Here is a 26,872-nt window from a genome sequence, read left to right as displayed (position 1 = left end):
GTTTAATCCACTTATGAATACCTCCCTGGAATGGTCAAAAGCCTCCGTTTTATCAATTTACTTAAAGAATAATCTTTAGTTGAGACTTATCGGCCGAGGGGCTTTTTACGTAAGGTATTCAAGAGCATCTAATTGGCTTCACTCTTTCAGGCCGCGGCTGCCTGACTTATAAGTCTACTGCTCAAAATGGTCAGTTCCGTTTATGACTAGTTCCGATACCGTCCAATTCATACACTGGTAGTCAGAAACGAGAGAGACTTATGAAGATTGATGCAGCAGTTTGCTCCAGTGCGCGATTGGCCCGAGACCGGCGCTTTGATGGGCGCTTCTATACCGCAGTAAAAACAACCGGCATTTTCTGCCGCCCGATCTGTCCCGCTCGGCCTCCGCTTGAGCGCAATGTCACTTATTTTGAGACTGCGGCGGAGGCGGCCAATGCGGGCTTTAGGCCCTGCCTGCGTTGTCGCCCCGATTCTGCGCCGGGCAGCCCAGCTTGGGGATTGGTATCGACCACCGTGCAGCGCGCTTTAAAACTGATGCGCAGTGAGCGCGAGCCTCAATCTGTGGAGCGACTGGCAGAGCGGCTCGGAGTCAGCAGCCGTTATTTACGCCGTCTGTTTTCTGAGCACTTAGGGGTAAGCCCCTTAGCGGTTTGGCAAACTGAGCGGGCACTGTTTGCTTTTCGTTTACTGCGAGATACGGACCTGCCAATTGCTGAAATTGCGTATGAGTCTGGTTTTAACAGTTTGAGACGCTTTAACGGCGTATTCAAACAGATCTACAAACGCACCCCATCCGAGGTGCGCAGGGAGGGACACGCAGCGCGCGCGGAGAAGGCGAGTGCCACACGGGTGCGGTTGTACCTGGATTACCGCCCGCCGTTAGATTGGCAACAACTCCTGGCTTTTTTGGGAACTCGCGCTTTGGCCGGGGTAGAGCAGGTGGAGGGGGAGGTCTATTCACGCAGTTTCGAGCTGGATGCCTGTCGCGGTGTGATGGAGGTTTCCCACGATCCGGAACGCAATCGCCTGGTAGTGGAGATATTTGGCCAGGAAGGTGGGGCAGGGTTATATCTACTGAACCAGCGCCTGCGCCGGTTGTTTGATCTGGATGCGGATATTGAGGAGATCCAGACGGTATTAAATGAAGATCCACTGCTGGCGGATCAGTTGGCGAAGAATCCGGGCCTGCGCTTGCCCGGTGCCTGGGACCCATTCGAATATGCACTGCGGGCGATTCTCGGTCAGCAGATCAGTGTCGCGGCGGCGACCACTATTGCCGGACGTATCGTGGCCCGCTACGGGGAGTCTTTTGTGGACGATGCTGGTAGAGAGCGGTTTTTATTCCCAACGGCGGAGCGTCTCGCTGAGGCGGACTTTGCCGATCTGGGCTTGACCCGCGCTCGAATGAAAACCCTACAGGAGTTTGTCGCCGCAACTTTGGATGGCCGTGTGAGTTTTGCCGATCAGTCCCTGGAGGACTGGTGCAGCCAAGCCACGGCACTGCCGGGTATTGGTGATTGGACAGCGCATTATATTGCTATGCGGGGCCTGTCGATGCCGGATGCTTTCCCCGCGTCGGATTTGGGTATTCTACAAGCCCTGGGCAGTGAAGGTGAAAAGGCAAAACCCAAGCAGGCCCTGGAGCGGGCAGAGCAGTGGCGGCCCTGGCGGGCATATGGAGCCATTTTGTTGTGGCAGTCCCTGAAACCTGGAGAGAAAAAATGATTGTCTATGAGAGTTACACCACGGAATTGGGTGATGTTGCCATCGCGGCCTGCGAGCAGGAGGGAGAGGGCCTCTCCCGAGGGATAGTTGCACTCCAGTTTTATGACGATGAACGACCATTGCGTTTAGGGGCCGGTTGGCAGCGGGGCGCCTCGGAGCTTACGGATTTGGCCGCCCAGCAGTTGCGGGAATATATCGCCGGCCAGCGCAAAAGCTTCGATCTGCCTCTGGCGCCAAAGGGTACTGAATTTCAGCGCCGGGTTTGGGGTGCGCTGTTGCAAATTCCCTTTGGCGAAACCCGCAGTTACAGCCAGCAAGCCCAGTGGCTGGGCCAGCCACGGGCTATTCGCGCGGTGGCGCGGGCCAATGGTGCAAATCCGATTGCCATCGTTATTCCCTGCCACCGTGTAATCGGAGCCAATGGCAGCCTTACCGGCTACGCCGGCGGCCTGTCTTTGAAAGCGCGCTTGCTCACTCTTGAGGGCGCCAACTTTGTCCAGCAGGGCGAGCTGCTCTAGCTGGTCATATTGGGAAAAGCGCAATCATCTCTCCCTAGCCACGGCCTCTTTGGCGCGAGATAATGAGCGGTTCATAATCATATTGAGCCGGAGGCCAAATGCTGTACAGATTGGGGGATAAACAGCCACAACTGGAAGGTGAGGGCCACTATGTTGCGCCCGGTGCCCATGTGATTGGAGATGTGCGTATGCTTGCGCACAGCTCCGTATGGTTTAACGCGGTGGTGCGCGGCGACTGTGCGCCGATCACTATCGGTGAATGCAGCAATGTACAGGATGGCTCGGTATTGCATGCCGATGTGGGTGTGCCATTAACCATCGGCACCGGTGTCACCGTAGGCCATAAAGTGATGCTGCACGGCTGTGACATTGGTGATTACAGCCTGATTGGTATCAATGCCGTGATCTTAAACCGGGCCAAAATCGGCAAGTGCTGTATCATTGGCGCCAATGCGCTGGTGACCGAGGGCACAGAAATCCCCGATTACTCTATGGTGCTGGGCTCTCCCGGCAAGGTAGTAAAATCTCTCGATCCCGCCACCTACGAGCTGCTCAAAGCCAGCAGCGATCACTATGCGGCCAACGGCAAACATTTCGCCAGTGAACTGGTCCCGCTTGAGGCTAAAGATGTCTGAACAACCGGTAAAAACCGTGGAGCCGAAAGAGCGCCCGGTGAAATCCCCCTGTATCTCCGTATGTGCCCTGAATGAGCAGGACCTGTGCGAGGGCTGTTTTCGCAGTGGTAACGAAATCAGCCGCTGGGGCTCCATGAACAATGATGAGCGCCGTGCAGTGTTAAAGCTTTGCACCGAGCGCGCGCGGCAAATGGGCCGAATCTGGTAAACAATCGATAGCGCTTTGTCGGGGCCGGGCCTCGCAGGGCCCGGAACTAAATGCGACTATGACCCAACCCTTTGTCCACCTAAGAATTCACTCAGAATTTTCCCTGATCGATGGCCTGGTAAGAATCAAGCCGGCCATCGCCCGCGCCCAGGAGTTGGAAATGCCAGCCCTGGCGATTACCGACCAGTGCAACCTCTACGGGCAGATTAAATTCTACCGGGCCTGTTTGGGCTCAGGTATCAAGCCGATTACCGCAGCGGATTTTTGGCTCAGCGAAGGCGGCGAGGGCAAGCCGACGCTGATCACGCTCTATGCGATGAACGCCGACGGCTACCGCAATATTACCGAGCTGATTTCCCGCGCCTGGATGGAGGGGCAGTATCACGGTAACGCCTATATCAAGCGCGAATGGGTTAAGGAGTACAGCGAAGGGGTGCTGATGCTGTCCGGTGCCAAGTACGGCGATGTGGGCCGTGCCCTGGTAGCGGGGCGCCGCGCCCAGGCAGAGGAGCTGGCACGGGAGTGGGCAGAGTTATTTCCCGGCCGCTACTACCTGGAATTACAGCGCACCGGTCGCGCCGGCGATGAGGACTACCTGCACTCGGCGGTGAAGTTGGCCCAGAACCTGAACTTGCCCGTGGTTGCCACTAACGACGTGCGCTTTATGGACGAGAGCGAGTTCGAGGCCCACGAGGTGCGCGTTTGTATCCACGAAGGCCGCGCTCTCGATGACCCCCGCCGCGAACGCCGCTATTCCGCACAGCAGTATTTCCGCACACCGGAAGAGATGTGGGAGCTGTTTAGCGATATTCCCGAAGCCCTGGAAAATACCGTGGAGATCGCCAAGCGCTGCTCCGCACCGATCCAGTTGGGTAAATACTTCCTGCCGGAATACCCGATTCCCGAGGGTATGACCGAAGACCAGTTCTTCGAAAAAGTCTCCTATGAAGGTATGGAGCGGCGCCTCGCCACCATCCTCGACAAGTCTGCTGCGGACTATGCCGAGCGTCGCCAAGTCTACGAAGACCGCCTGCGCTTTGAGCTGGATATCATTATCCAGATGGGATTCCCCGGTTACTTCCTGATCGTAATGGACTTTATCCAGTGGGCCAAAGATCACGATATCCCGGTGGGCCCGGGGCGGGGTTCCGGTGCCGGCTCCCTGGTGGCCTACTCGCTGGATATTACCGATCTGGACCCGCTGCAATACGATCTGCTGTTCGAACGATTCCTGAACCCGGAGCGGGTGTCGATGCCCGACTTCGATATCGACTTCTGTATGGAGAAGCGCGACCGGGTAATTGGCTACGTTGCGGATAACTATGGCCGCCAGGCGGTGAGCCAGATTATTACCTTCGGAACCATGGCCGCGAAGGCGGTGGTGCGAGACGTGGCGCGGGTACAGGGCAAGTCCTACGGCCTCGCCGATAAGCTGTCCAAAATGATTCCCCCCGATGTGGGCATGACCCTGCAAAAGGCCTTCGACCAGGAAGAGATCCTGCGGGAATTCCTCGACCACGACGATGAGGGTCAGGAAATCTGGGAGATGGCCCTGCAACTTGAAGGGGTCTCCCGTAACGTGGGCAAGCACGCCGGTGGTGTGGTTATCGCCCCCACCAAGCTCACTGACTTTGCGCCGCTCTACTGTGACGAGACTGGCGCGGGTCTGGTAACCCAGTTCGATAAAAACGATGTGGAAGATGCGGGCCTGGTGAAGTTCGACTTCCTCGGTCTGCGGACGCTGACCATCATCGACTGGGCCAAGCGCATGGTGGACGAGACCCGTGCGCGCGTGGGTGAGGAACCCCTGGATATTGCCGCGCTGCCGCTGGACGATGAAGAAACCTTCAAAATGCTCAAACGGGCAGAGACCACGGCGGTATTCCAGCTGGAATCCCGGGGTATGAAGGACCTGATCAAGCGCCTGCAGCCGGACAACCTGGAAGATATGATCGCCCTGGTGGCCCTGTTCCGTCCGGGTCCACTGCAATCGGGCATGGTTGATGACTTTATTAACCGTAAGCACGGTCGCGCCCAGGTGGCCTACCCGGATGCCAAATACCAGCATGAAAAACTGCAACCGATCCTGGAGCCCACTTACGGGGTTATTGTTTACCAGGAACAGGTTATGCAGATTGCCCAGGAGTTGGCGGGCTATACCCTCGGTGGCGCCGACCTGTTGCGCCGGGCGATGGGTAAAAAGAAACCGGAGGAAATGGCCAAACAGAGGGCCACTTTTGAAAACGGGGCAAAAGAGCAAGGAATTGACCCCGAACTTGCGATTAAGATCTTCGACCTGGTAGAGAAGTTCGCAGGCTATGGTTTTAACAAGTCGCACTCTGCGGCTTACGCACTGGTGTCATACCAGACCGCTTGGCTGAAAGCGCACTATCCCGCCCAGTTTATGGCGGCGACCATGTCTTCGGACATGGACAAGACCGATAAGGTGGTGACCTTTATCGAAGAGTGCCGAGCCATGGAGCTGGTGCTGGTGCCGCCGGATGTGAATCTGGGCAGCTTCCAGTTCTCGGTGGATATCGACAATCGCATTATCTACGGTCTCGGTGCGATTAAGGGCCTGGGTGAAGGTCCGATCGAAAATATTATTGCGGCGCGGGAAGAGGGCGGTCCCTTTACCGACCTGTTCGACTTCTGCTCGCGGGTTGACCCACGCAAGGTGAACAAGCGCGCGCTGGAGGCGCTGGTGCGCTCAGGGGCACTGGACAGCATAGGCCCGGATACCAATGGTGCCGACGGATTGGATTACTCCCGCGCTGTGCTGTTTAACGCGCTGGATGAAGCGGTAAAAGCGGCGGAACAGCAAAAGGCCAATGCCAATGCGGGCATGATGGACCTGTTTGGCGAAGTGGTGCCCCAGGCATCCGAAGGTGATGTGTACGAGGATTTCCGCCGCACACGCTGCTGGAGTATTCGCGAGCGCCTGGAAGGCGAAAAGAATACCCTGGGCCTGTATCTCACCGGGCACCCGATTGATGAGTATGCCGGTGAGTTACAACACCTGGTGAAGGCGCGAATCGCCGATTTGAAACCCGGCCGGGAATCGCAAAAAGTTGCGGGCCTGGTGGTGGCGATGCGGGTAATGAAAACAAAACGCGGTGATTCCATGGCTATTGTTACCCTGGATGACCGCAGTGGCCGTATTGAAGCGGCCATGTTCAGCGAGGCCTTTGGCGAACATAGAGACAAGTTGGCCAAAGATGCATTGCTGGTATTGGATGGACCGGTTGCCACTGACGATTACAGCGGCGGCCTGAAGATGACAGTAAACAGCGTTTCCACGCTCGATGAGCTGCGCCAGAGCCGGGTGACCGGGGTGCGTTTGCGAGTGGATAGCGGCAGTGTGGCACCGGGGCTGGCCAAGCGGCTGGCCGCTTGCCTGCAACCCTATACCGGTGGTCAGTGCGGGGTTAGCCTTGAGGTTTCCCGCCACGATGCCCGGGGCTTGTACCGACTGCCGCCGCAGTGGAACGTAGAACCAAACGACCAGATGGTCCAGTCCCTCAGGGAACTGTTGGGACGTGAGCAGGTGGCGCTTCAATACGCACAACGGCGTTAAAATCTACCGGGCTCGACTGGCTGGTTCTGTACAGTTAAGCTATGCCGCTGTGATAGCCCGGTGGTAACAAAAAGAGTTAAAGGCGCAGATTTCATGAATTTTAATTTTCTCGAGTTTGAGCAGCCAATTGCAGAGCTGGAAGGCAAGATAAAAGAGCTGCAGCTTGTGGGTGATGACAACGAGCTGAATATCGCCGATGAAGTTACCCGGTTGCGGGAGAAGAGTAGAACCCTGACCGAGTCGATCTACTCCGACCTGAGCCCATGGCAGGTGGTACAGGTAGCCCGCCATCCGCAACGTCCCTATTCAAAGGACTATATCGAGCGCTTGTTTACCGATTGGGATGAGCTGCACGGCGACCGTCACTTTGGTGATGACAAGGCGATTATCGCTGGTATCGCGCGCTTAAATGGCAAGCCGGTAGCGGTGATTGGTGAAGAGAAAGGCCGCTCTGTAAACGAGAAGGTTGCACGCAACTTTGGTATGCCGAAGCCGGAAGGTTACCGCAAAGCCCTGCGTGTTATGGAAATGGCCGAGCGCTTTAAAATGCCGGTGCTAACCCTGATCGACACCCCGGGAGCCTATCCGGGTATCGACAGTGAAGAGCGCGGTATCAGTGAGGCCATCGCCCAGAATCTGGCAGTGATGTCCCGCCTGCGCACGCCGATTATTTGTACCGTGATTGGTGAAGGTTCCTCCGGTGGTGCACTGGCGATCGGTGTGGGTGACCAGCTGAACATGCTGCAGTACTCCACCTACTTTGTGATTTCCCCTGAAGGTTGCGCCAACATTATCTGGAAAACGGTCGAGAAAGCGCCTTTGGCCGCTGAGGCGATGGGGGTGACCTCCAGCGTGTTGGAAGAGTTGGGTATTGTGGATGAAACCATCCCCGAACCTCTCGGTGGCGCTCACCGCGATCCGGATACAATGGCCACTAGCCTCAAAGACCGTCTCAGCGAGCAGCTGGACCAGCTGAGCAGCATCCCCATTGATGAGCTGCTGGAGAAGCGCTATCAGCGCCTGATGAGCTACGGCAATATCGTTTCCTAAGCTGCTTTTTTACTCTAGGGAGTTGTTCAGAGGCTCCCTAGATCCTTTCCCTGCCGCGCCAAGTGTATAAATTTATTGCCGTGTGCGCGGTTGGTGTTTCCTTCCTAGTCCCTTCTTTCCCTACTCATAGATACTTGCGCTTGTGTGTCATTTTCCGCGCGATTGAGTTTTCCCTTTCGCTGTCCCTCTGCCTGAAAAAAACCACTATTTACAGAGCTGCCTTGTGGTCAGTCTCCTCTATGTGGCTAGGTTATTGGACTCCCGGGAAGTCTTAGAGGGGAATAAAGTACTCAAACAGGTTGATCTACTCTTTCGGGGGAAGCCGTTGAGAAAGCGCTTCAGCTGGCCCGATAGCAGACAGTCTGGAGCCTGGCGGCCGCTGAATGTCCACGCTGCCCCCATTTTGAACCCCCTTATCGAAAAGCCCTCTGAGGCGGCGCTACCTCCATGATAGAAAGTACCAACAATAAAGATTGGTGCAATAGGCACAGGTTTGCCCGGATAAAAATATCGACCGGAGAGGCCTGTGAGCTGAAGTCTCAGGATTAATAATTATGGCAATAATGCAGAGTAATACAGCAACGGATGCTGCGCAGATACCGACGGGTGACCAGTCGGGGCACAGGTTTGCCCTGGTGGCGCTGACCTCACTATTTTTTATGTGGGGCTTTATCACCTGCTTGAATGATATTTTGATTCCCTACTTGAAAGGAATTTTCGAGCTGAACTATGCCCAGGCAATGCTGGTGCAGTTCTGCTTTTTTGGTGCTTATTTCCTCGTTTCCCTGCCTGCCGGTGCCCTGGTCAGTAAAATTGGTTATCAGAAAGGGATTGTGACCGGCTTAAGTATTTCGGTGGTTGGCTGTTTGCTGTTTATCCCCGCTGAAAGAATGGAAGTCTATGCGCTGTTCCTCGGTGCACTGTTTATTCTGGCTTCCGGTATTACTATTTTACAGGTTTCCGCCAATCCTTATGTAACAGCATTGGGCGATGAGCGCACGGCACCCAGCCGCCTGACCTTGACCCAAGGCTTTAACTCCCTGGGCACGACTATCGCCCCTCAATTTGGAGCATTGCTGATTTTACCCGCTGCCGGTGTTGCAGCGGGTGCTGCCAGCGCTGCTGTTATTGAAGTGCCTTACCTGATCCTGGCCTCCGCGCTGGCGATCCTGGCTATCGTCTTCGCATTTTTGAATTTGCCGGCGATTGTCAGTAGTGCAACTTCTGAGTCTGTTTCCAATACTGAAGCCGCTTCCGCCTGGAGCTACCGTCACTTGGTGTTGGGTGCGATCGCTATTTTTGTCTACGTGGGTGCTGAAGTCTCTATCGGCAGCTTCCTGGTGAACTTTATCGCTGAGGATTCCATCGCCGGTTTGGAAGAGTCTGAAGCCGCCTTCTATATCTCCCTGTATTGGGGTGGCGCTATGGTTGGTCGCTTTGCCGGCGCTTTAATTATGCGCTTTATCTCTGCTGGCAAAGTGCTCGCAATCTGCTCTATCGGCTCCTGTGTATTGTTGTTAATTACTGTTACGGGTAGCGGCTATCTGGCGATGTGGGCGGTACTGGCTGTGGGTCTGTGCAACTCTATTATGTTCCCGACTATCTTTAGTTTGGCGCTGGCCAAGCTGGGCCCATCGACCAGTCAGGGCTCCGGAATCTTATGCCTGGCCATTGTAGGCGGTGCTATTGTGCCGTTGTTACAGGGGCTTCTGGCTGACCAAATTGGTATCCAATTGGCGTTCGTTCTGCCGATCTTCTGTTACCTCTATATTCTCTACTACGGTCTCTCAGGACACCGTACAGATAAACGCGCTTAAGTTTTCTTTTCTTCTCTTCTGAGCTCGTTTGCCGGCATTTTTATGCCGGCTTTTTTGTGTCCGGAATAAATGGCCAATTTGAAATGTATTTGATTGTGGGGGGAGGGGGTACCGGCGATCCCTGCCAGTTTTAGAGAGGTTGGGGGTTAGGAAGCTTGGGGGGCAGTTAGATCAGACTGTTTGTTGGAATCTAGAAACTCTTTGATCGGTAAGCGATAGTTGCGACTTACTTTCAGCTTTGCACCGCTGCTCAGGGTGAGAAAGTATTCGCCTTTGGTTAAAACCTTGATATGTACAATAAAGTTCAGGTTAACCAGTGTGGATCTGTGAATGCGTTTAAAAGTGTCCGGGCAGAGTTGTTTTTGCAGGTCTTTAATGGTGCTGCGCATTACATGGGTTTCCCCTTTGGCATGCACACACATATAGTCCCCCGCCGCATCGATCCACTCGATATCCGGTTGGCTAACCATGGTGATACTGCCCCGGTCTTTAATGGCGAGACGTTGGCTTGAAGCAGCGACGTTCTCTCCGCTTGATGCTTTGCCGGCACTGCTTTCGAAAGATCGCATCAGGCGATTTTTCTCTTCCTGATGGCCATCCCCTCCTTTGGATATCATCTGTGCCTGGCGCTGGCGGGCTCGGTCGAGGGCGGTTTCCAGTCGGCGCGGGTCCAGTGGTTTGAGTACATAGTCAACTGCGTGGACTTCAAAAGCCTTAAGGGCGTATTGGTCGTAGGCTGTGGCAAAGATGACCAGGGGCATGGTGTCTGCCTGTAGGTTGCGCACCACATCAAAACCGTTCATTCCTGGCATCTGCACATCGAGAATGAGTAGGTCTGGGTTGTGCTCTGAAACTGCTTGGACAGCTTCCCGGCCATTGCGACAACAGGCGAGAATATCCAGGTCCTTGCGTTCTTCGAGCATACTTTTCAGTAGTCTTAAAGCCAGGGGCTCGTCGTCCACCAGTACGACGCTGAGCTTGCTCATTGAACTTCTCCCTGTGTCAGGTGGGTTGATTGGTTGGAAATTTCCAGTGGAATATTGATGAGTACTTGCATACCGCCATCAGAATTTTTGTTTTGTTCTATTTTGAAATCTTGCGGGTAGAGCGTCGATAGCCGTTCGCGTACGTTTTTGAGGCCCACTCCCGTTGAGGAGGATTCCGGGTCACATTCGCTGGCAAAGTGATCTGGGCAACCGGTGTCGTAGACTTCCAGCACTAGGCGATCATCGGTGTTGTGCGCGTGGATACCGATAGTGCCCCCCATTTCGTTGGGGGCTATGGCATATTTTACCGAGTTTTCTACCAGTGGTTGCAGCAACATGCTGGGCACTTGTGCGCGGCGTACGGTTTCATCGATCGACAGGTCTACGGACAACCTGTCGGCAAAGCGGGTTTTTTCAATCTCCAAGTAGAGCAATACCGCCTCGATCTCTCGTTCAAGCTCAACTTTCTGCATCGGGTCTTCTTTTAGGGAGAGCCTTAAAAAATCACTGAGACGCACAACCATTTCCCGCGCTTCATCAGCTTGCTGGAATCGAATTAGAGCGTTAATGGAGTTGAGCGTATTGAAGAGAAAGTGGGGGTTGAGCTGGTAGCGCAACATTTTTAGTTGCGCCTCATTGGCGATGGCCTCTGCCTGAAGTCTGCGGAGCTGCTCCCGCTCATGTACTGCTGCAACCTCCAGCATTTTCTTGTGCTCTTCATTGAGTAGGAAGTGATATTTTACCCCGCAGTACAGGGCGCTCCAGAATAAAAATACAAATAAAGAGGCGTAATACCAGCCGCCGAACTCAGACCAGATCGAGTGTTCACCACTGAGGCGTATATAAGCCTCCATTCGAACCAGGGTCCATATTCCGGAAATAACAGCGACAGCCAGAAGGTAGATCACGGTGCGGAAAGCGAGCTCTGATTCCCAGGCAACATCAAAAATTGGTTTTAGAAACAGGGATAATAAAAATGCAATAGCGCACTGGAATACTGTATTGACCGGCTCGAAGTGAGGCCACTCGGTAGGGGAGTGCCACAGGGTCAGTGAAAGAAAAGTGACCAGCAGTATGCCAACCCAGCTGACCAGCTGCAGTTTCCAAAACCAGCGGGTCGACTGAATTTCAGTGTTCGGTCTCGTATCTAGACGGGTCGAGTACTGCATGATTTCCCGCATATTTAGTATTGTGAAAAGGACGGGATAGACGCTCATCGTCGCGTTCATTATTATCCGCAGAATATTACCTTGCAGAAACGTGACCCGCCAGAGGGGTGAGCGCCACACTTCCGACTTATCCCCGAGAAAGTCCTTTTTATCTGATTTCGGGGTGAATAGTCGAGTAATTTTCGGCAATCTCGATTCAGAAGACAACTCCTCTCTATTTTTAAATACGAGTTAATCAGCCCGGACTTCTTTGAGGCTAAAGTTCAGTGGTACTTCTGTTTATCCAGCTCGACACTTTTAGATTGTCTATCTGGTCAAAAACAGTAATTTGAAATTTGGTTGAGTAGATAGGTAGTTGCCAATAATTGTGGTAAAAATGTGCAGGGCCTTTAACGGCTTGAATGAATCCACAGTCGCAGAGGTGATACTAACTTTTGCGCAAAATCATGTGGTGGCGGAAAAAATTCCGGGTGAATGGACCAACCGCTAGAAAGAAATAGTTTAGATTTGGGGATCGGTTTCCGATGAGCCAGATGTTGCCCGAATCGGGGTTCTCCTCGAGCGAGATGGCTAAATATGACACTGATGCCCGTGCCGGAGTAGCGGCCGGCGTTGCCCCGCGTTATATCAACTTAATTGCACTTACGTCCCTATTTCTGATTTGGGGATTTATTACCGGCCTGAACGATGTGCTGGTGCCACACTTAAAAAATGTTTTTGAGTTGAGTTACACCAAGGCTGTCTTGGTGCAGTTTTACTTTTTTGCCGCCTATTTTCTGGTATCTGTGCCGGCAGGCATGTTGTTGAGGCGGGTTGGTTATCAGCTTGGTCTGGTGCTCGGGCTTTTGGTGGCTTGTGCGGGCTGCCTGGTCTTTATCCCCGCTGCCCGCCTACAAATCTACGAAGTGTTTTTGCTGGGGCTGTTTGTTCTGGCTTCCGGGATTACCCTGCTGCAGGTTTCCGCAAACCCCTATGTTATCGCGCTGGGCAGTGCTCGCACGGCGCCCAGTCGACTGAATCTTACCCAGGCTTTTAACTCCCTGGGAACCACCTTGGCACCGGTGATTGGCGGCGCAGTTTTCTTTGCGGGACTTACTATTACCGCTGACCCGGATACAGCGGCGAGTATTATTGAGTTCAGGGCTCGCGAAGCGGCTTTGGTGGAGACCCCTTATTTCTGGTTAGCGGTTCTACTACTGGTGATGGTCGCTTTCTTTTCCTGGATTAGGTTGCCGGCCATTCCCGAGCACCAACAGGGTGGAGGAGCGGATGGTCACGATGTGTTTTCTCTGTGGCGTTTCCCCCGCTTGACCCTGGGGGCTGTAGGTATTTTTGCCTATGTGGGTGCGGAGGTGGCTATTGGCAGTTTTCTGGTGAGTTTCTTTGGTGAGCCATCAGTGGCCAAGATGGCTCCTTTTGAAGCGTCAAAGTATGTCTCTTATTACTGGGGCGGAGCGATGATTGGGCGCTTTGCCGGGGCCTTTTTGCTGCGCTTTGTCTCTGCTGGAAAAACCCTGGCGGTTTGTGGCCTGGGTTCGGTGGTACTAATAGCAATCGCAATGATGACGTCAGGCCCGATCGCGGTCTGGTCCATAGTTGCAGTGGGCCTGTGCAACTCGATTATGTTCCCGACTATATTCAGCCTGGCTTTGCGCGGGCTGGGCAAACATACCAGCCAGGGTAGCGGTATCTTATGCATGGCTATTGTAGGCGGTGCAATTATTCCTCTTTTCCAGGGAATGCTGGCTGATAGCGCCGGTATCCAGTATTCATTTTTGGTGCCTCTGGTGTGTTACTGCTACATCGTTTATTACGGGGCTTTTTCACGAACCCTGCGCGGTAGCGCGGTGGAGTAGAACCTTCATTTATCCTTTCCGCCTTGTCTGCAATTTGGACCAGCCCATCGGATTTCTATTGGCCTGTAGAGACAAGTACTGCAATTTGTTGTCATTGCGAACTGTGCCCACTGGGTAGCCATGACTCAGTTTTATGGCCGATCGGTGAATACGGCATTAGCAGAACTTGATTCCGACGAGAGCTGGATCTGGAGTTATCTCTAATATTTCAGCTCGGTGGAGGCAGACCGTGCACAACTGCCGGGGCAGGTGATGTGCGGCATAATAAATATGGCGATAGTAGGTCGCGCTGGGTGTAGGGCTTTGGAGATATTTCCTCTGAAGTTTGTCTGAGCGCAACTCGTAGAGCCAGTTAACAAGCGTGGAATAATTTTGGGAGTTATTCGTGAATTTTAGTAAGCGATTTTCGCTGGGCTTTGTGCTCTGTGCTTCTGTGCTCGCCGGGTGTCATTCCGAGAGCCAACAAACTGAGCCAAAAGCCGATAAAGCGCAGGCCGATACTGGCACCAGTGCCGCCGAGGGCATCGACAACTGGCCTGAACTCAAGCCAGCCTTACCACGCGATGAAAAGCTGGAAGCCCAAATCACTGAAATCATGTCCCGCATGTCTCTGGAAGAGAAAGTGGGTCAGATGATCCAGGCGGAAATCCGCAGCGTTACTCCTGAAGATGTGAAGACCTATCACCTGGGTTCCGTATTGAATGGTGGTGGCGCCTTCCCGAACAACGATAAGTTTGCCACGCCGCAAGACTGGTTGGCCCTTTCTGACGCCTTCTTTAAGGCTTCTATGGACACTTCCGATGGCGGTGTTGCGATTCCCCTGATCTGGGGTTCCGATGCGGTTCACGGCCACAACAATGTGATCGGTGCGACTCTGTTCCCGCACAATATTGGTTTGGGTGCCGCTCAAGACCCGGAGCTGATTGAGCGTATTGGCAGCGCCACCGCCCGCGAAGTGGCTGTGACCGGTATCGATTGGACTTTCGCTCCCACCGTCGCGGTAGTGCGCGATGATCGCTGGGGTAGAACTTACGAGAGCTACTCAGAAGATCCCAAGATTGTTGCGGATTATGCCGAGGCAATGGTGAAGGGGCTGCAGGGCGAAAAATCCAGCGCTGAATTCCTGCGCGGCGAAAATCTGGTAGCCACTGCCAAGCACTTTGTCGGTGACGGTGGTACGAATCGAGGAATTGACCGAGGTGATAATGCGGTTCCGGAAAAAGAACTGGCAGAAGTCCATGCAGCGGGTTACCTGACATCTCTGCCGGCTGGCGTACAGACCGTTATGGCTTCATTCAATAGCTGGAACGGTGAAAAACTCCACGGCCACAAATACCTTCTGACCACTGTGTTGAAAGAGCGCCTTGGTTTTGATGGCTTTGTGGTAGGCGACTGGAATGGCCACGGTTTCGTGCCCGGTTGCACCGTAGAGAGCTGTGCAGCGGCGATTAATGCCGGCCTGGATATGTTTATGGTACCGGCGGACTGGAAAGCCCTGTATAACAACACCCTGGCCCAGGCCAAGAGCGGTGAAATCGGTGCAGAGCGTATCGATGATGCCGTTCGCCGTATCCTGCGAGTCAAGATCCGCGCAGGTCTGTTTGACCGCAATATGCCGCTGGCAGGCAAAGACGGCATCCTGGGCAACCCAGAGCACCGCGCAATCGCTCGTGAAGCGGTACGCAAATCCCTGGTGTTGCTGAAAAACAACGACCAGCTGCTGCCATTGGCTGCGGACCAGAATATTCTGGTTGCCGGCGATGGTGCGGATAACCTGTCCAAGCAGAGTGGTGGTTGGACGATTTCCTGGCAGGGTACCGGCAACACGCGCGCAGATTTCCCCGGTGCCACTTCCATCTTTGAAGGTATTTCATCGGCGGTTAAAGCGGCTGGCGGTGAAGCGGTGTTGAGTGCGGATGGCAGCTTCTCAGATGCCACTTTTGCCAATGGTAAGGCGCCCAAGGTTGCTATTGTTGTATTTGGCGAAGAGCCCTATGCAGAGTGGCACGGCGATATTACCAACCTGGAATACCAGCGTGGTAACAAGAAGGATTTGGCGCTGCTGAAAAAACTGCGCGAGCAGGGTGTTCAGGTAGTCAGTGTGTTCCTGTCCGGCCGTCCGCTTTGGATTAACAGTGAATTGAATGCGTCCGGTGCCTTTGTTGCTGCCTGGCTGCCTGGCTCTGAAGGTGCTGGTGTTGCGGATGTGCTAATTAAAGGCGCCGATGGGGAAGCCCATTACGACTTTACTGGCAAGCTGCCATTCAGCTGGCCAATGCACAGTTATCAGAATGTCCTAAATCCATACCACGACAATTACGAGCCATTGTTTGAGTTGGGCTATGGCCTGGCTGCGGCACAGGAATCCCTGGTGAGCAACGAATTGCCTGAGACCAGTGAATCCAGTGCCGGTGGCGGTTTGGAAGAAGCCTGGCTGTTGGTATCCCGCCCGCAAGCTCCCTGGGTGTTGAATATTGCTGAAGCTGGGGCAGAGGCTGTACCTGTACACGGTAACTTCGCGGTTAGCGGAGACGATAAAAACATCACTGTCAGCTCCATCGATATGTCTTCCCAGGAAGATGCTCGACTGATTACCTGGAAAGGCCTGCGTCCTGGCGCAGTTCAGTTGTCTGCTGAATATATGCAGGACCTGAATGTCTACCTGGAAGAGAAATCTGCGCTGACACTGAATATTCGTGTCGATCAGCCAATTGAAAAGCCGGTGGTGGCTACCATGAACTGTGGTGATGGTTGTTCTGCCAAGGTACCGCTGGAGCCTGCGCTGAAATCCATGGAGCAGAAAAGCTGGACCCGGGTTTCTGTAGATCTGCAGTGTTTTGTAAAAGCCGGTGCGGATTTCGGCAAGGTGTTTAGCGCCTTTGGTTTGGAGAGTGAAGCTCCGATGGCTATTGCGGTTGCCAACGTTAAGTTGACCCCGGAAGCTGGAGTATCTGCTGATATTCGTTGTGACGGTTAAGTTACAACACACTAAAGGGGCTAATTACCCTCAGTTCTAACCGGAGCCTGTTTTTTGGTTCCGGTTAGCGGCTGAAACAATTTGTTCTCACAGGAACGGTGCCAGTGTGATGTTCTATCCCGTTGGCACTTCTTTGCCCGCCAATCTCTTCTTTCCAGATATTACTATTTCTTTTATCCCATAGATTTACTATTGGAGTGGAAGGAAAGAATACACTTCACTCGAGACACGCTGTGAATATGTCCCTGTAAGCTCTTAATCGGCATCCATGCCTCATAGGGTCCCGAGCGCAGTGTGTTATTTCCTTCTCCCTTTTTAGTATATTGGATAGCGTTATCCCACAGTAAATCTACCTCTCCTGATTTTTGTTATTTCACGCCTTCATAGTATTACTTGTCACAAAATTATTGCCGCTATTGGTGCTGTATTGATTTGTCAGGCACTGCAAACGTGCAAGCGAATAAATAATTCAATAAATTTTATTTTCTAATCTTATTTAAATTTTGGAGTAGGGTAGGCTTTGCGCAGGTTCCATTTTCTCGGGAACAGAAAGGTAATTGATTTGAAATGAAGCTGCCATTCCTCTCTGGTTAGTATGACTTCGCTTTCAAAATTAGGGCTCTTGGATAGTTGGCATTCTTATTGCTGGTTATTTTTCGAGTGTTTACTTTTCAGACCTGGCCTTCCATTGAATTATGGCGGTTATGGTGGGTTGGTTCCCTGTTTGATTTTGTGCATTTTGAGGTCCCCGGTCATGGTAGTGCCGGGGATGGTGCGGATAAATTAACTTGAAATGGAATTGGAGGAACTAATGGCACCTTGTCATATCGTTTTTTTACCAGGACTTTTCGCGCGTGGATGGATCTGGAGCCAGGTTGCAGATGCTTGCCGGCAGCAGGGGCATAAAATAACTGTTATCGAGCCATCTATCCCCGAGGTTTTTATGGGTAAGTTGGATTCGGCGCACGAAATGATTAGAGAGTGTCTCCAGTTAAATGGAGATATGGATAATAACATTCTCGTCGGCAATTCGATGAGTGGGCTTATTACGTTAGATTTTGCCGCAAAATATCCTGAATTGGTAGCTGGGGTGGTTATCAGTGGAGCCCCGGGGCTTGAGGAATTGGAGGCAGGAGTTTCCCTTTCTGATTTACGCGGATCGGTACCTGGAGCAGCAAATATACTTTGTGAGCGGGTCTTCCGAGATATTAACCGCCTGCCGAAACCGGACTACGAAAAGGGCGTCGCCGATATCAATACTATTTTCTCCACTAACGAAACGTTTAAATCAGTGGTTAAATGGCTGAATATAAGTAGGAAGTATGATGTTTATGGCAGTCTGAAGAAAGTGAGATGCCCGATCAAGTTAATATGGGGAGACTTCGATCAAATAACACCGGCTGAATCCTGGCGGTCGCTGGCCTCCCAGAATGATAATTTGGATTATTGTGAAGTGTATGATTGCGGGCACAGCCCTATGCTGGAAAAGCCTGAAGAATTTTATCAGCTTCTCTCTGGGTATCTTCTTGGTATAAGCAGACCCTTGGCTCGGACTGCTTGATGACAAGCATTTCCCGGGTGGTTCGAGATGCATAGCTATGACAGAAGTTGCGCTTGTCATAGCTATGTATCTCGAAGGGTGTTATTAATGTTCTCTCGAATCTTTTTCTTCGAGGCGACAGTCGGGTCGTTAGGTTCCCTGCATATAGTCTGTAATTGTTTTTTTCCTCAAAGTTAATATCAGAAAACAAAGCTTGTACTTTGGGGCCTGTAGGTGATTGGGCGAGAAAACCAATCCTGGTGGACTTGGAGATCTGCAGGGAAAATGATCGAAGGTATGACCAGTGTCTGCTATCCTCTGAGTGATAAAAGAAGTATGTAGTTCCTTTTCTCGCAATTTTTAGATAACTATACTCCCTCTGGGTTTCTATATGATAGGCATCGTCACCACCTTCATAAGCCACGGTAGACGCTATGCCATTTCTGCCAGAGTTAAACCTCTCAAGTAGAAGTTTTGCCCAGTTTCCCTCGTCTACATAAACAATTAAAGCGGCTCCATCAAAGCTTTTCTCAAGGTCTACAGAGACTTTTGCGGAAAAAATAAAGTCAGATTTCGGTGCGAAAATTAATCTTGGGGCATTGTCTATTTGATAAGAGCTGTCGGCATTAGTGAATAAATCGCTGCCTTTTGTGGCGGTGATAGTGATTTTTGAAGGTGCGATGCTTGGTTCTTGAATAGTGTGCTGTTTTTCCAGCGGATAGGGAATTCTTAAATAGTTGTAAGTTTCTGGGGCGGTTGTCATTGCTATGCAATTGCTGGTTTGAAGTATCAAAGTCAATAGGGCGGGGAGTAGGTATTTCATGATTTTATATCCTTTCTAGTGGACATATACGATGAAAGGTATTTCTGAAGATTTGCTTTTGATTTTATAAGTGCCTCTATTGTTTTCATACCCTTTGGCGCAGTCTCCTGCTCAAGAATAATCCACTGGCTGCCGCCGACTTCGATACTGACCTCAATAATTGAAGGCCAATCTATTAGATCCATGCCGACTATAGCTTTATTGTTAATATTCTCATCAGGAACCCAGGATTTAAAGTGAGTGGTATAGGTTCGCCCCGGATATCGTTTTAGATAGTTGATGGGATCTTTGCCTGTCGCAGAAACCCAGCCGATGTCTAACTGCAAAATGAAATTGTCATCAGTAGACTGGGATATATAGTCCCAGAAAGTTGTGTTTTGGTAAGTGGAAAATTCTTTATCGTGATTATGAAATCCCATTTTCAAACCGTACTTGGAAAGAACGGATTGCGCACTGCGAAGCTGCGATATTAACTTGTCTACCCCGTTAGGGTCCCAGCTTCTCGGGTCCCAGCCAACGATTAGGTATTCGGCACTCAGGGTCTGGTAATAAGTGGCCGTTGCATCAATTGATTCCGGGAGCAGCTGGGTAATAGAAACGTGTGCACCGCTCACTTTTAGCTTTAATTGCTCCAGTAGAGAGCGGAGTTCCTTTGGCTTTTCTTTGTACGGACCTAGTTCCGCAGCCAGTTCTATCGGATTAAAACCTGCTGCTTTTAGTCTTTTTAGTGTGCCTGAAAAGTCCCGGTTCAACTCATGGCGAACAGACCATAGTTGAACCCCGAGTTGGGGTTCAATTTTCTCAGTAGTCATATTCACTTCTACTGCGACTGATTTTAAGGTAGGTAAAGTTGTCAAGAGAAGAGCTGTAAACAGATTGCGAGATAAATTTCGTAGGCTTATCACTTTTATAATCTCCCCGCAGAAAGTTCGCTGGCTGCATAGTTTGCGGCTCGAGCAGTTAATGCCATAAAAGTTAGAGAGGGGTTTTGAACTGCTGAAGAGGCGAAGCAGGAGCCATCGGTTACAAAAAGGTTGGGTATATCGTGCGATTGGTTGTGCCCATTTAAAACTGAGTTGGTTTTATCACTACCCATTCGTGCTGTGCCTACCTCATGGATGGCGCTTCCAGGGGGATATTTATCACTAGTGACTTGTCCACTAACGTCATTTAGCCCCAAATTCTTAAGCATAGCTTGCATGGTCTCACAGGCATCCTCCATCATTAGGCGCTCATTTTCAGACCATTGGCAATTGATATGTAGTTGCGGGATTCCCCACTTATCTTTTTTGGTGGAGTGGAGGCTGACCTGGTTTTCGTGCCTCGGTAACATCTCTCCCTGTGCACCGATCCAAAATCCCCAGCGCCCAGGTTGTTGCAGTTTTTCTTTGAAAGATTTTCCAATCCCCTCGGAAGCAGCCATTGTCCGCCAGTCCTGCCGATAGGCGCTTCCTGAAATCTGGTAGCCGCGCTTGTAGTGCTTTCGGTAAAGTTCGGGGCGATATTGGAAATTGGGAATCAGGATGCCGGTTGGTCTCCACCCGGAGAAGTACTCATCTTCATAACCATCAATAAAGCCGTGGGCTGAGGCATTGTAATTGTGATCCATAAGGTAGTGGCCCAGTACACCAGAGCTGTTGGCGAGCCCCTTGGGGAAATGCTTGTTGGCTGAGTTGAGGAGTATTTGGGTTGAGCCCAATGTGGATGCGCAGAGGAAAACGATTCGGCCAAAATACTCTCGTTGTTGCAGGGTTTCGCTGTCGATTACCCTTACGCCAGCTACTCGGTTCTTTTGCGAGTTGTAAATAAGGCTGTGTACCACGCTATTACTGGCAATTTGTAGTTTGCCGGTTCTCATTGCGGCTGGCATGGTGGCGCTTTGTGTAGAAAAGTAGCCGCCGAATGAGCAGCCTCGTTGGCACTGGTTACGAGCCTGGCAGTTGTATCGGCCTAGGGCTACCTGTTCCCGGTTTGGCTTGGTCAGGTGAGCAGCTCTTCCAATAATGAAATGCTTATCACTGTACTGCTTTTCAAACTTGGACTTGATGTCTTGTTCACACTGGTACATCTCAAATGGTGGTTGGTATTCGGAGTCTGGCAGCTGCTCAATATTGTCCGTATTGCCACTGATTCCGGCAAAGCGTTCGACTTTGCTGTACCAGGGTGCAATATCCTTGTAGCGAATGGGCCAATCAACTCCTACGCCATCACGTTTGTTTGCGAGAAAGTCGTGGTTACTAAATCGATATGACTGCCGGAACCAGAGAAGGCTTTTGCCCCCTACTTGATTGCCGCGAATCCAGGTAAAGTCTGAGCCGGGCTCTGTGGAGTAGGGTTGTTCGTTGTCATTGCAGAAAAAATGCTTGGTGCTTTCATTGAGAAAAATACTACGACTTTGTATCGGGTAGATTTCTTTTTTCTCTTTCAGGTTCATTTTAGTACGGAGTGGGAATTCCCAAGGTCCCTTGTTTTCTGTGGGATAGTCCTGACCGTGTTTTACCATTCTGCCCCGATCTATCATCAGGGTATTTAACCCTCGTTCGGTTAGTTCTTTTGCTGCCCAGCCACCGCTAATACCTGACCCTATAACGATTGCGTCAAATACCTGGCTTTCTTTTTGGATCAATAATTCATCATTTTGCATAGTACTTTCCTTTAAATACGTGGCAGTGAACCCCAGGCCTTCCCGGTTTGATCCAAGGGAACTGAACCTTTGAACCCACCGGGAATTGCTTGGTAAGCAAGCTCACGGGTGGCTCCGGTAAAGCTGGTGTAGTAGCCAAGGCACACCAGGAATTTAAGATTCCTAAAATCTTGCTGTAAGTCTGGGTTAAAGGGGGCTATTCCGGTGTCGAGTGATTCGAGTAGAGCAAACGATTGTTCTGGGGCAAGATGAATAAAGGGGTATCCATACCGGGTGGTGGCACGCTCATCCAACTCATGTAAGAGCTTTTTGGTTTTTAGCTGGGTCTGCTCTTCTATGCAGTCGGTCAAATAGTGATCGACAAATAAATGGCACTCTGTTTCAGCTGCGCCGGGAGTATCCGTTGCGGGTATCAGGTAGGAGCAGATTTTGTGCAGGGTGGTGAGTTGCTCAATAGAGAAAAGCCGTGCCCGGTAGGCGTCAGTTCTTTGCGATTTGAAAAAATTATCTGCCGCCGCAAGAGCTTGCTGCTCTGTGCAGATTAAGGCCAGAGAGGTCCCGCCCACAGTGGCCAGCCCTTGAATAAATTTCCGACGGTTTATCATCCCGGTCTCCTCTTGTTGCTTGAAGAGTTAGTTCTTTTCTAGTGAATCGATACTGGTAAGGAGATTTTGTCTTGGGGGCTTAAACTCGTCGTCTTGAATTGTGGTAATACCCAAATCTGGACGTACAAATTCAGGTATTACCTAAAGCTTTACCCCTTATTTGGGCGGGCCGATGGTGGTTTAGTGGTAATATCTTTCTAGGGAGCCTCTGAATAACTCCGTGATACTTCTGGCATGCAGAGCGGTTCACAATCAAGGCGCGACTTCGCAGGAATGTCTAGACCTTTCAAGAAGGTAGAAGGGCTATTTGAGTATCAATGGACGCTTTACTATTCAATTTCCACGATATTGTTCTGATAATGACCAGTTATCAGTGCGCTGTTTTTGCACTGTTGTTGTTAGTGATTCGTCGTGAGCGGCGTTTCAGCAACACCTTGTTGGCGCTATTTCTGTTCTCACAAGCCGCTATTCCCCTGGATATCCTGATTAATTTTGGTGAGGGTTTCCGCAGTTGGTCCATTGAGACTTCCCCGAACTTGTTTTTTGTATTTGGCGCAGCCTACTGGTTAGAAGGCCCCCTGTTACTGTGGTATACCCGCTCCTTAACTCGCGAGGGGTTTAGGATTTCCAGGCGGGACCTTTGGTACTTGCTGCCTTTTTTTCTGGCAGTCGTGTTTGAATATTTCTCCTACTGGCAATTTGATAGCGAAACCAAGACAGCCATGCTGCGTGGGGAGAATTTAACTACTGGCTCAATGTTCGATCACTTGTTGGGATTGGCTCGTGAATCGCTTCGGGTACTTTTCGGTGTTTTGTGTCTTTTTGAGGTGCGTCGATGCCGCAGGCAGATTCGAGATAATCATTCCAGTATTGAGAAAATTGACCTGACTTGGCTGCTGGTGTTGATCTGGGGCTTCTTGCTGGTTCGTATTTGGGCTCTGATGATTAACCTGGCGGTAGGGTTGGCGCAGGAGTGGCAGCTTCAGTTGGATATTGGAGCGATGGGGCTGTTTAGTAACTACGCCGTATTTGTTTTGGTTAGTACCATGATCTTCTTTAGTCTCAGTTACTCCTCAATGTTTGAGGGCGATGGGCATAAAGTGGAGAAGTCCGGGGAAGGTGTAGGTTCTGACCTGGAACAGGATGCTAATGGGGAGCCTGAGATTGACCTGGAGTTGGCAGCCCAAATTGAAAATTATATGCGGGAAGAAAAGCCTTACTTGGTTCCAGCCCTTACCCTAGAGCAGTTGTCCGGGCAGTTACAGGTATCACGCAGGTTGCTTTCACAGACGATTAATCGTCATTTTCAGTGCAACTTCTTCGAGTTTGTAAACCGTTACCGTATAGATGAGGCAAAACGGATGTTGCGGGAGCCGCAAAATGTGGGGCTCACCGTGATGGAGGTAATGTTGTCCTCGGGCTTTAATACCAAGGCTACATTTAACTCCTTTTTTAAGAAAATGGTGGGTATGACGCCGACCGAGTACCGCCGGCTTAATTGCGAAGCCAGGGCTGGCAGTGAGAAGGGTGCTGTAGAGCCCAGCTAAAGGGCTCTAGCCGCCTTTGCTGGGTTTGGCAGTATACTTTTGAAAATTTGATTCTGGCTCGACCCCTTGTGAAACCCGTAGACCTCCCTGAAAAACTCCCAACTCTGATAAAGGGGTTACTAAAGTCCCACCCTGCCAGCGGCCAGTTGTGGGTGGGGTTTTCTGGTGGTCTGGACTCCACTGTTCTCCTGCACCTTCTGGTAACTTGCCAGATTCCCGTGCGTGCGCTTCATATTCACCATGGCCTAAATGCAAATGCGGACATTTGGCTGGCTCACTGTAAAGAGTTTGCTGAAAATCTGGCGGTACCCTTTACAGCCATCCAGGTTACTGTTGATTACAAAGATGGCGGATTGGAGCAGGGGGCTCGCCGGGCGAGATATGCGGCCTTCAATCAGGTGATGTCCGAAGGTGATCAAATTCTTCTCGGTCACCACGCGGATGACCAAGCTGAGACTTTCCTGCTGCGCTTAATGCGGGGCGCGGGCGTGTTGGGATTGGCCAGCATGTCCGAAAGCCGAACTATCGGAGATAATAAGTACTTACTGCGCCCTCTACTCGGAGCGGGGCGAAAAGAGCTAGAGCAGTGGGCTGAGGCTCACGGATTGAGCTGGATTGAAGATGACAGCAATGCGGATGAGGCCTTGGAGCGTAATTTTTTTCGGCATCGAGTTGTGCCACTGCTCAACCAGCGTTGGGGAGCGAGTCGCCAGATCGCTCGGGCAGCGGAGAACCTGAGGGAGTCTGCGGACTTACTGTCTGAGTTGGCACTTGCTGACCTGGAGGAGGCTGATTTAAAGGCGGAGCGATTTGGCGAAAGTCTGGCCCTGCCTCGCTTCTTCAGCCTTAGTGAGGGGCGCCGTAAAAACCTTATGCGGCATTGGGTATTGGGCCAAGGGGGGCAGCCGCCAGAGTCAGCCCTATTAAATCAGGCGCTTTTCCAGGTGACTCATGCTGCAGAGGACGCACAGCTTGAAGTTAATATGGGTGGGCGAGTGGTGCGACGTTTTCGGAATCGCCTTTACCTGACCCCTGAGCTGGCGCCAATTGCCAATAACTCCGATAAAAGTTGGCACTGGGATGGCCGCTCTAATCTCACTCTGCCAGCGGGTGGCATTCTTCGGCCCTTGTCGGATTGGCCAGTGGGCGATTATCGAGTGTGTTATCGCAAAGGAGGGGAGCGTGCGCACCCGGTAAATCGCTCCAGGTCACAAACGCTTAAGAAGCTCTTGCAGGAGTGGGCTCTAGAGCCCTGGCTCAGGGATCGTGTCCCATTGGTATTTTTGGGGGGTGATCTGGTGGCTGTCGCGGGGCTCTTTTCATGCAAAGCAGGCTGCGCCATCCCGGATGAACCACCCGGCTGGCGGTTTTTCGATTGAGTGTTAAGGGGGTTTCTGCTACCCTGGCGCCCCGTCTAAAAGGCACCGGGAGAAGCTGGATTATCCGCCCGGGCCAGCCCTGTAAGCTCGACATTCATCGAGCGCTCAACTGACCAAGGTTTTGCATGACGCGCTATATTTTTGTAACTGGTGGCGTGGTTTCCTCGTTGGGGAAAGGTATCGCCTCCGCCTCTTTGGCCGCCATTCTCGAGGCCCGCGGCCTCAAGGTTACCATCCTCAAACTGGACCCCTACATCAACGTAGACCCGGGTACCATGAGTCCCTTCCAGCACGGCGAGGTGTATGTCACCGAGGATGGTGCCGAGACTGACCTGGACCTGGGTCACTACGAACGCTTTATCCGTACCCGGATGTCCAAGCGTAACAACTTCACCACCGGCCGCGTGTACGAGACCGTACTGCGCAAAGAGCGCCGTGGTGACTACTTGGGTGGCACCGTACAGGTGATCCCCCATATTACCGACGAGATCAAGCGCCGCGTTGTAGAAGGTGGCCGCGATGTCGACGTCGCTATTGTTGAAATCGGTGGCACCGTAGGTGATATCGAATCCCAACCGTTCCTGGAATCTGTGCGTCAGCTGCGTGTGGAAATGGGCACCAATCGCGCCCTGTTGATCCACCTGAGCTATGTGCCTTTCCTTGCCACTGCTGGTGAAACCAAGACCAAGCCGACCCAGCACTCTGTTAAAGAGTTGCGTTCTATCGGCTTGCAGCCGGATATTCTGCTGTGCCGTTCCGAGCGCGAGATCGATGAGGACTCCCGCCGCAAGATCGCACTGTTCACTAATGTGGAAGAGCGCGCTGTTGTACCTCTGCCCGATGCCAAGACCATCTACGGCGTACCGCGTCTTCTGCACAGTTACGGCCTCGACGATATCGTTGTGGAAAAACTGCAGCTGGAATGCCAGGCACCAGACCTTTCCGAGTGGGATGAAGTGGTCGATGGCAAGCTGAACCCGCAGCACGAAGTGAAAATTGCCATGGTTGGCAAATACATGGAGTTGCTGGATGCCTATAAGTCCTTGATCGAATCCCTGACCCATGCGGGTATCAAGCATCGCTGCAAAGTGGATATCGACTTTATCAACGCTGAAGACGTTGAGGGTGAGAACGGCATTGACCTGATCAAGGATGCCGATGCAATCCTGGTTCCCGGTGGGTTTGGTGAGCGCGGTTTAGAGGGCAAGCTTGAATCTGTTCGCTACGCTCGTGAAAACAATATTCCTTACCTGGGCATCTGCCTCGGTTTACAGTCTGTGGTTATCGAGTTCGCGCGCAATGTGCTCGGCCTCGAAGGTGCCAACAGTACTGAATTCAATACTAAAACCCCGCACCCAGTTATCGGCCTGATCACAGAGTGGATCGATAGCGAAGGCAATATCGAGAAGCGCGACGAGCAGTCCGACCTGGGTGGCACCATGCGCTTGGGCGGCCAGGAGTGTCGCTTGGCTAAAGACACTAAGGCTCGCGATATCTACGGCGCAGACGTCATTGTAGAGCGCCACCGCCACCGCTACGAAGTGAACAACAACTACGTTGATCGCCTGCAGCAAGCCGGTTTGAAAATTGGCGGCTGGTCTGCAGACGATACCCTGGTAGAAATGGTTGAATTGCCGAACCATCCCTGGTTCGTTGCTTGCCAGTTCCACCCGGAATTTACTTCAACCCCGCGCGACGGCCATCCGCTGTTCGAAAGCTTTGTTGCCGCCGCAATGAAGCAGCGTGAAAACCAGGGTTAAAAAATAATTCCGCCTTAGCTCTAAGTTAGTTGAGGCGGAGATAACAGGGAGTAA

At 51.9% G+C, this 26,872-nt stretch carries 19 protein-coding genes; 13 read left to right on the top strand and 6 right to left on the bottom strand.

From position 1 onward, the window contains the following. Positions 1–260: 260 nt before the first annotated feature. The 7 genes from ACYX4J_RS15325 (at position 261) to ACYX4J_RS15295 (ending at position 9,532) form a co-directional block, all read left to right on the top strand. Positions 261–1,727: an AlkA N-terminal domain-containing protein gene (locus tag ACYX4J_RS15325; protein ID WP_476176975.1), complete on the top strand. Its 1,467-nt coding sequence runs from the start codon at positions 261–263 to the stop codon at positions 1,725–1,727. Beyond that, positions 1,724–2,245, top strand: a complete 522-nt coding sequence (locus tag ACYX4J_RS15320; protein WP_476176974.1) for a methylated-DNA--[protein]-cysteine S-methyltransferase — start codon at positions 1,724–1,726, stop codon at positions 2,243–2,245. Before ACYX4J_RS15325 ends, ACYX4J_RS15320 begins: the two co-directional genes overlap by 4 nt. Before the next feature lie 98 nt (positions 2,246–2,343). Continuing rightward, a complete protein-coding gene (locus ACYX4J_RS15315; RefSeq protein WP_476176973.1) occupies positions 2,344–2,880 on the top strand; it encodes a gamma carbonic anhydrase family protein in 537 nt (178 codons plus the stop codon). Beyond that, positions 2,873–3,088, top strand: coding sequence for a DUF1289 domain-containing protein (locus ACYX4J_RS15310; protein WP_108732299.1), 216 nt, complete (start codon positions 2,873–2,875; stop codon positions 3,086–3,088). The genes ACYX4J_RS15315 and ACYX4J_RS15310 overlap by 8 nt, the downstream gene beginning before the upstream one ends. A gap of 58 nt (positions 3,089–3,146) precedes the next feature. Then, on the top strand, positions 3,147–6,665 hold the full coding sequence (gene dnaE, locus ACYX4J_RS15305) for a DNA polymerase III subunit alpha (RefSeq protein WP_476176972.1): 3,519 nt from the start codon (positions 3,147–3,149) through the stop codon (positions 6,663–6,665). Between the two features lie 93 nt (positions 6,666–6,758). Further along, a complete protein-coding gene (locus ACYX4J_RS15300) occupies positions 6,759–7,715 on the top strand; it encodes an acetyl-CoA carboxylase carboxyltransferase subunit alpha (protein ID WP_476176971.1) in 957 nt (318 codons plus the stop codon). A 554-nt stretch (positions 7,716–8,269) separates the two neighbouring features. After that, complete coding sequence (locus ACYX4J_RS15295) at positions 8,270–9,532, top strand: sugar MFS transporter (protein WP_413664876.1); 1,263 nt, start codon at positions 8,270–8,272, stop codon at positions 9,530–9,532. Positions 9,533–9,678: 146 nt separating this feature from the next. Here the strand turns inward: ACYX4J_RS15295 and ACYX4J_RS15290 are convergent, their stop codons facing one another. Both ACYX4J_RS15290 and ACYX4J_RS15285 read right to left on the bottom strand, forming a co-directional pair. Further along, positions 9,679–10,518, bottom strand: a complete 840-nt coding sequence (locus tag ACYX4J_RS15290; RefSeq protein ID WP_476176970.1) for a LytR/AlgR family response regulator transcription factor — start codon at positions 10,516–10,518, stop codon at positions 9,679–9,681. Further along, positions 10,515–11,687: a sensor histidine kinase gene (locus ACYX4J_RS15285; RefSeq protein ID WP_444906000.1), complete on the bottom strand. Its 1,173-nt coding sequence runs from the start codon at positions 11,685–11,687 to the stop codon at positions 10,515–10,517. Before ACYX4J_RS15285 ends, ACYX4J_RS15290 begins: the two co-directional genes overlap by 4 nt. 524 nt (positions 11,688–12,211) lie before the next feature. Here ACYX4J_RS15285 and ACYX4J_RS15280 point away from each other — a divergent pair. The 3 genes from ACYX4J_RS15280 (at position 12,212) to ACYX4J_RS15270 (ending at position 18,081) form a co-directional block, all read left to right on the top strand. After that, a complete protein-coding gene (locus ACYX4J_RS15280; protein WP_413664879.1) occupies positions 12,212–13,543 on the top strand; it encodes a sugar MFS transporter in 1,332 nt (443 codons plus the stop codon). Positions 13,544–13,928: 385 nt separating this feature from the next. Then, positions 13,929–16,520: a glycoside hydrolase family 3 protein gene (locus tag ACYX4J_RS15275; RefSeq protein ID WP_476176969.1), complete on the top strand. Its 2,592-nt coding sequence runs from the start codon at positions 13,929–13,931 to the stop codon at positions 16,518–16,520. Positions 16,521–17,313: 793 nt separating this feature from the next. After that, entirely contained in the window at positions 17,314–18,081 is a 768-nt protein-coding gene (locus ACYX4J_RS15270; protein WP_476176968.1) for an alpha/beta fold hydrolase, read from the top strand. Here the strand turns inward: ACYX4J_RS15270 and ACYX4J_RS15265 are convergent. The 4 genes from ACYX4J_RS15265 to ACYX4J_RS15250 all read right to left on the bottom strand — a co-directional run bounded on the left by ACYX4J_RS15265 (position 17,996) and on the right by ACYX4J_RS15250 (position 22,132). Then, positions 17,996–18,823 (bottom strand): DUF1349 domain-containing protein, encoded by an 828-nt coding sequence (locus ACYX4J_RS15265; RefSeq protein WP_476176967.1) that lies wholly within the window; start codon positions 18,821–18,823, stop codon positions 17,996–17,998. The genes ACYX4J_RS15270 and ACYX4J_RS15265 overlap by 86 nt on opposite strands. Before the next feature lie 56 nt (positions 18,824–18,879). Further along, the gene (locus tag ACYX4J_RS15260; protein ID WP_476176966.1) at positions 18,880–19,695 is read right to left on the bottom strand and encodes a sugar phosphate isomerase/epimerase family protein; all 816 of its coding nucleotides are present in this window, start codon (positions 19,693–19,695) and stop codon (positions 18,880–18,882) included. A gap of 95 nt (positions 19,696–19,790) precedes the next feature. Continuing rightward, complete coding sequence (locus ACYX4J_RS15255) at positions 19,791–21,527, bottom strand: GMC oxidoreductase (RefSeq protein ID WP_476176965.1); 1,737 nt, start codon at positions 21,525–21,527, stop codon at positions 19,791–19,793. A gap of 11 nt (positions 21,528–21,538) precedes the next feature. After that, a complete protein-coding gene (locus ACYX4J_RS15250) occupies positions 21,539–22,132 on the bottom strand; it encodes a gluconate 2-dehydrogenase subunit 3 family protein (protein ID WP_476176964.1) in 594 nt (197 codons plus the stop codon). Positions 22,133–22,449: 317 nt separating this feature from the next. Between ACYX4J_RS15250 and ACYX4J_RS15245 the strand changes: the two genes are divergently transcribed. The 3 genes from ACYX4J_RS15245 to ACYX4J_RS15235 all read left to right on the top strand — a co-directional run bounded on the left by ACYX4J_RS15245 (position 22,450) and on the right by ACYX4J_RS15235 (position 26,818). Then, the gene (locus ACYX4J_RS15245; protein WP_476176963.1) at positions 22,450–23,679 is read left to right on the top strand and encodes a helix-turn-helix domain-containing protein; all 1,230 of its coding nucleotides are present in this window, start codon (positions 22,450–22,452) and stop codon (positions 23,677–23,679) included. A gap of 68 nt (positions 23,680–23,747) precedes the next feature. Then, positions 23,748–25,058: a tRNA lysidine(34) synthetase TilS gene (gene tilS, locus ACYX4J_RS15240; protein ID WP_476176962.1), complete on the top strand. Its 1,311-nt coding sequence runs from the start codon at positions 23,748–23,750 to the stop codon at positions 25,056–25,058. Between the two features lie 125 nt (positions 25,059–25,183). After that, positions 25,184–26,818 carry a CTP synthase gene (locus ACYX4J_RS15235; protein ID WP_252085084.1) on the top strand — a complete coding sequence of 545 codons (1,635 nt, stop codon included), beginning with the start codon at positions 25,184–25,186 and terminating at the stop codon, positions 26,816–26,818. Positions 26,819–26,872: the final 54 nt, after the last annotated feature.

Source organism: Microbulbifer sp. ABM4_008 (genome assembly GCF_056311705.1).
Note: the sequence above shows the minus strand (reverse complement) of the source record. Positions and strands in the feature narration are given on the sequence as shown.